This is a genomic window from Rhodovulum sp. 12E13, from assembly GCF_003340565.1.
GTDB lineage: Bacteria > Pseudomonadota > Alphaproteobacteria > Rhodobacterales > Rhodobacteraceae > HLUCCA09.
In genome coordinates, this window is the sequence record NZ_QPLK01000064.1 from 1 (window position 1) to 6,078 (window position 6,078).

Sequence of the window (6,078 nt, forward strand, 5' to 3'; positions counted from 1 at the left end):
GACGAACGGATCCCGCACTTCGTGTTCGTCGCGGGACGGCGGTCGAAGCTCACGCCACGCAGCCATCACATCAACACCGTGAACGCCCTGATCGGTCGGTTCCGCGCCTTCATGCAGCCCTTCTGCGGACCCGCGTCGAAGAACCTCGCCGCTTACGGCCGCTGGCACGCCGCCCGTGACAACGCCGACCGGAGCTACCGCGACATCCTCAGGAAGCTCCTCGCTTCAGGCCACCCCACCAACACGGTTTGCTGACACCGCCGGCTGTGCCGTCGGCGCACATCCGCTCTCGCAAGATGGGCAGATTCTGCAGTGCACTTCCACAAGCGCGGACATTGACTTTGCGGGACGAGCAAGCGCTGCAGCGGAGTAACCGTCACCTGGCCCGGCGACAGAGCCCCGCAAACCGAACGGGAGGGAGGTCTACCGCTTCCCGACTTAATCGCCTCACCAGCCCGGCCGGTCACTTAATCTACGGCAACAGGCCATGAAAACTTCTCATTCTTCGACAGAATGACCCTGGCGAGCACAACCGGCTCGGAACGCGAGGGCAGACCCGAATGAATTTCCCCATCCGCTTGGCCGATGGCCGCAATCCCTTCCGCGACGGCCCGGGCCTCAGGGTCCTCGTGCAGATCCCCTGCTACAACGAGGCGGAGACGCTTCCGGCGGTCCTTGCGGCGATCCCAGAGTTGATCGACGGCGTCGGTCCCGTCGAGATCCAGGTGATCGACGACGGATCGGACGACGACACCGTGGAGGTCGCGCGGCGCCACGGGGTCCATCACATCCTGCAGCAGAAGGGTAACAAGGGCCTCGCCCGGAGCTTTCAGACTGGCATCGAACACGCCGTGCGCCTGGGGGCGGACATCATCGTCAACACCGACGGCGACAACCAGTATTCCGGCTGCTCGATCCCCGATCTCGTACGTCCGATCGCCGAGGGGCGGGCCGATATCGTGCTGGGCGACCGCCGTCCTGGAGAAAACCGGGCCTTCTCCCCGGTCAAGCGCTGGCTGCAGCGCTGCGGCAGCGCCGTGGTGCGGGTCCTGTCGGGCATCGATGCCCCGGACGCGGTGACGGGCTTCCGCGCCTATTCCCGCGACGCGGCCCTCAGCATCACGGTGATGACGCGCTTCAGCTACACGGTGGAGACACTGATCCATGCCGGCCAGCGCGGGCTGACCGTCGTCTCGGTGCCGGTGGAGACCCATGTCACGCCGCGGCCCTCGCGGCTCGCCCGGACCACCCGGCATTTCATCTCGCGCCAGCTCGTCACCATGCTGCGCAGCTGCCTGATGTACCGCTCGCTCGAGACCTTCCTCGTGGCCGGCCTCGCCATGGGGGCCATCGGCGTGCTGCCGATCCTGCGCTTTCTGTGGTTCTATGCCATCGGCGAGGGCGACGGGCACGTGCAGTCCCTGATCCTCGGCAGCGTGCTCGTGCTCGCCGGCTATTTCACGGTGGTCGTGGCCTTTCTCAGCGACATCGTCGGCACCAATCGCCGCCTGACCGAGGAGGCGCTCATCCGCCTGCGCCGGCTGGAATCGGACAAGACGGACCGCCCCGCCCCAGGCCACCGCACGCGTGCGACGGTCGGCCATGACTGAACTCGCGCCGCCGATTCTCCGACGCGCGGCGACCGGGCCGTTCTCCGTTGCGGCCGCCATCGCCGCGATCGGTGCGACGGTCTACGCGGCCCTGATGCTGCGCTCCGTCGGGGTCACGCCAGGGGCCTTCGGCGCCGACATCTACGATCAGCTCTGGCTGGCCATGAACGAGGGACGGCTCGACCTCCCGGCCCGCGTCCTGCGGCTCGAAGGGCATTACTGGCCGGACGGGACGGCCATGTCCTACCACGGCTTGGCGCCCCTGCTTACCCGCCTCCTGCTCGATCCCTTCGTGACGATCGGCGCGGCCTCCCTGGCGCCCGTCTCGATCTGGCTCTGGGCCACCCTGGGCAGCGCCGCCTGGCACGGCGCGCTTCTGCGCGTGGGCATGGCGCACGCGATCGCCCCGACATTTCTCGCCGTCCTCGGAGTGGCGCTCTGGCTCGGCGGGCCGGGGCTCCTGCTGGCGACGAACCATGCCTTCTACCATGAGCCGATCGCCCTCGCCTATGCCGCGGCGGGCGCCTTCGCGCTGGCCTGGACCGGCATGGCCGAGCGGGGCCGCATCACCGCACGCACCGTCGTGGTGCTCGCTCTTCTGGCCGCGCTGACCCTCCATGCCCGGCCAAACCTCGCGATCGGGCTCTACCTCGCCGCCTGTATTGCGATGGGGCTGGCTTTCAGGCAGAGAGGCCACACGGCGCTTCCCGGGATCGCTGCCGCGCTGGCGATCCTCGCAGCAGCCGGCCTTGGCTATCTGGCGGTCAACAAGGCCCAGTTCGGATCCGCGACGACCGCCCATGGCAGTTTCGCGCCAGGCGACGTCCAGTACGGCATCGCCTTCTGGGACATGGAGGCGCCGAACAATCCCCGGCAGCAGGCCTTCGAGGAGCATGGCCGCTTCAACGCGGGCCGCATCCTTCCGAACGCGGCGATGTATCTCGCGGCGCCGCCCCATCTGGTCGCGCCCGAGGTCAACCTGATGGCGCGCGGATTGCACGAGGCTGCTACACTCCCCCGCACCGGCTACGGACGCATAGAGGGACCGAGTGCCGGCATCCTGTTCCTGTGGACATTCTGGACGCTCCTGGCCGGCATCGGTCTCGGCGCGCTACGGCGGCGCGGCGCCCCCTATGTGGGCCTTCTCGCGGGCGTCGCCGCGGGAAGCGTCGTCACGTTGTCCTACCCGACCATCACTCTGCGTTACCATGTCGATCTCTGGCCGCTGATCGCTGCGCTCGCGCTGCTGGGCGTATCGGTTGCGGGCCGGTCCCTCGATCACAGCCGGCGGGCGGCGCTCGCGGTGGCCTGCACCACGGGGCTGGCCTTCTCCGCCGTGACAGCCCTGTTCTACACGCATTACTTGCGGACTCATGAAGCCACGGCCTTCGCGGAATGGAGCGCGGCCGAATGCACGGCGCGGGCGGAGGCGAAGGGCCTGGAGGCGGAACGCGTCGCCTGGATCTGCCGCGACCCGCTGATCGAGAAGGATAGGTGAGCCATGTCGGTCGAAGGTGTTCTGAAATCGGGCTATGTCGCCACCGCGCGCAGGGTCGAGCGTGTGATGGCGACGAGCGGCCTTGGTCCTGTGCTCGACGCGCGTGCGTCGCGATCGAAGACGGTGCACTGGCTGCGCAGCCTCACGGCGATCCATGACCTCGAGGCGATGATCCGGCTCGACGTGCCTTGGTGGACGTATCGCGCCATCGACCGGGTGGAAGGCTTCCTGCGCAGGCGGCCCGGCGCGCGAGTCTTCGAATACGGCTCGGGCGCCAGCACAATCTGGCTGTCCCGCCGCGCCGGACAGGTGACGAGCATCGAGCATCACGCCGACTGGCACGCAAGGATGCAGGCGGCACTCGCGGTACGCCCCGAGGGCGCGAAGGTCGATCTACGCCTCGTCACACCGGACGCCGTCCCCGATCCGAACGCGCTCTATCGCTCGGCCAAGGCCGGCACCGAGGGCAGAAGCTTCGCCGCCTATGCGCGCAGCATCGACACCCCGGGCGAGCTATTCGACATGGTGGTCGTGGACGGTCGCGCCCGCCCGGCATGCCTGCGGCACGCGCTCAAACGGCTCGCCCCGGACGGCCTGATAGTGTTCGACAACTCGAACCGCAGCCGCTACCGCGCGTCTCTCGCGTCCGCGGGTCTGCCCGTCCGCAGGTTCCCCGGCCGCGCGCCCGCATTGCCGCATTCGGACGAAACGGCACTTCTGGGGCATCTCGCTTCATGACGTGGAGGCGTCTCGCGCGGGCGGCCGGGCTCGTGCTCGTCGTGGCCGCGCTCGCCTATCTCAGCGGGGAGCTTATGCTCTACCGTGACAGTCTCGCCGCGCGGAACCTGCCCGCGGGGACGTGGGCCACGCTCGCCGCGCTCGGCGTGCTCTACGGAGCCGCGATGCTCCTTCTCGCCGAGCAGTGGCACCGGATCGTCGGTCTGTTCGGCGAGCTACCGCGCGCGCGCACCTGGCCGTCCTATACCGCGACCCTCGTGGCGCGCTACCTGCCGGGAAACGTGTTCCACATCGTCGGCCGCGCGGCATGGCTTCAAGGGGGCGCTCTCTCGAATGCGGCGCTCCTGCGCGCATCGGCCCTGGAACTCGCGCTGACGCCGGTGGCTGCCGCGGTGCTGCTCCTGCCCCTTCTGCCCTTCCTTCCGCAGCCAATCCAAGGCATCGGACTTGCCCTTGTGACGGGGATCTTGATCGCGCTGGCCGCATGTCGGCCGCTGCGCCGTCTCGCCGCCGCGTGGCTTCCGCGCCTGGCGCCCGCCCTCATCTTCGGCGTGGCCTTCATGGCCGTTCTCGCCGCGACATTCGCCGCCGTCACCACCTTGGTGGCCCCAGTTGCGCCCCATCTCGCGGCTGCGGTGGCGCTCGCAGCCTGGCTCGCCGGGTACGCAACGCCTGGCGCCCCCGGCGGCATTGGGGTGCGAGAGGCCACGTTCGTTGCTCTGCTGTCAACAATGATCCCGACGGAAACGGCCCTTCTCGCTGCCGTGCTCTTCCGTGGAATCACGATCCTTGGGGATGTGGTCTGTTTCTTTTTGGGAGCCGGGAGCACCATAGCCGCGCGGCGGGTTCAGTCGTAGGCAAAGCGCGGGCTATCGCGACATGATCTACGCCGAGACCGCGGCCGAGATCGAGACGCGCTGCAAGGCGTTCCTCCGCAAGTGGCGCCTGAAGTGCATTTGCCATTGTCTCGCGGACCCTGTGTGGATGGCTCCCGCGGGGCAAGGGCGTTGTTCGGTGGGTGGGTCTGGTCGGTCGCGGCCATGTGTGCGGCGTCTGATCTGCAGCGGATGCGCTGCGCGCCCTGATGAAGTCCGCCGGCGCTCGGATCCCGATCAATGGCACGCACTCCAAGGTGCTCCGGTCCGAACAGGGTGTCCCGATTGCCGTTTCGCCGTCCTGTCGCCATCACCTCACGTCGTGCCGGAGGCACGCCTTCGGCGTGACGCGCCTAACCGTCTCGGAGACGGCCCACGCGGGCGTGTCTCGTCAGGCCGGGTCGGCCCGGTAGCTCTCGCCCGTCCGGATGAGCGCCCACACCACCCGCGCCAAGCGGTTGGCCAGCAAGATGGCTCACCCAAGTTCGACAGCAAAACGGATAAGCAATTGATTTCCTTGCGGCGGGATGCGCCGTTTTGTGACTACGAGCGGGTCGTCAGGCAGGTTTGGGCAGGTTCAGGGTCTCGAAGAGCTCCAACTGTTCGGGGGTCGTGGAAGAGAGGCCGTCTACCGATCGCTCGCCGATCTTTGCCTGGTGCCGCTGGATGCGGCCGAGCAGATCGAGCGCGGTGCGCGGGCTGGCGGCATGGTCCCTCGCCTTGAGCCTCATGCGCATGACGCGGTGGAGCACGAGAGCGAGGAAGCAGATCAGGGCGTGGGCCCGGATGCGATCGGGCAGACGGTGGTGGACGGGGGCGATCTCGATGTCGGATTTCAGCACGCGGAAGCCGCGCTCGATATCGGCGAGGGCCCGGTAGCGGGCGACAGCTTCGGCGGGCGTCAGGTCGGGCGCGTTGGTGATCAGCGCGAGCTTGCCGTCGAAGAGTTCGGCCTCGGCGACAGCGTCGTCGTCGACGCTCCAGCTGAAGCGGTCCGCCTGGAGATCGGCCTTGAGGAAGCGCGTCATCTCGGCCTCGGCGACGGCGCGGCTGAACCGGCTGTAGGCGCCGCGGTCCGAGGCGCGCCGCCCCCTGGCCGTCTGCCCGGCATCCTGGGCGTCGAGCTTGCCGGCCATCTTCTCGGCCATGGCCTCGAGCTCGGCGATGCGGGCCCTTCGCCGGTCGGACTGCTCTTCGGCGCGCAGGGGGTCGTGGGCGACGATCAGGCGGTGGTGGGCTTCGTCAGCCTCGACGATGCCGGCGAGCGTGCTCTCGGGCTCGGGCGTCAGAGCGCCGATAATGGTCATCCGCCAACGCCAGACGCTGTGGCGCGAGGTTCCCAAGACCTCGGCCGCGC

6 protein-coding genes are annotated in these 6,078 nt (G+C 68.6%); 5 read left to right on the forward strand and 1 reads right to left on the reverse strand.

Going from position 1 to position 6,078, the window contains the following annotated elements; genetic code table 11:
* From DLJ49_RS21960 to DLJ49_RS20550, 5 genes are all read left to right on the forward strand, one after another.
* Nucleotides 1-255: hypothetical protein (locus DLJ49_RS21960; RefSeq protein WP_369932913.1), on the forward strand; the 255-nt coding region annotated here is incomplete at its 5' end.
* A 305-nt stretch (nucleotides 256-560) separates the two neighbouring features.
* Entirely contained in the window at nucleotides 561-1,610 is a 1,050-nt protein-coding gene (locus tag DLJ49_RS20535) for a glycosyltransferase family 2 protein (protein WP_115395380.1), read from the forward strand.
* Nucleotides 1,603-3,108 carry a hypothetical protein gene (locus DLJ49_RS20540; protein WP_115395381.1) on the forward strand — a complete coding sequence of 502 codons (1,506 nt, stop codon included), beginning with the start codon at nucleotides 1,603-1,605 and terminating at the stop codon, nucleotides 3,106-3,108. Before DLJ49_RS20535 ends, DLJ49_RS20540 begins: the two co-directional genes overlap by 8 nt.
* Nucleotides 3,109-3,111: 3 nt before the next feature.
* Nucleotides 3,112-3,846, forward strand: a complete 735-nt coding sequence (locus DLJ49_RS20545; protein WP_115395382.1) for a class I SAM-dependent methyltransferase — start codon at nucleotides 3,112-3,114, stop codon at nucleotides 3,844-3,846.
* Nucleotides 3,847-3,878: 32 nt separating this feature from the next.
* A complete protein-coding gene (locus tag DLJ49_RS20550) occupies nucleotides 3,879-4,703 on the forward strand; it encodes a hypothetical protein (protein ID WP_147277381.1) in 825 nt (274 codons plus the stop codon).
* Between the two features lie 575 nt (nucleotides 4,704-5,278).
* Here DLJ49_RS20550 and DLJ49_RS20555 read toward each other — a convergent pair.
* Nucleotides 5,279-6,078, reverse strand: an 800-nt coding sequence (locus DLJ49_RS20555; RefSeq protein ID WP_233489361.1) for an IS1634 family transposase, incomplete at its 5' end; no start/stop codon positions are given.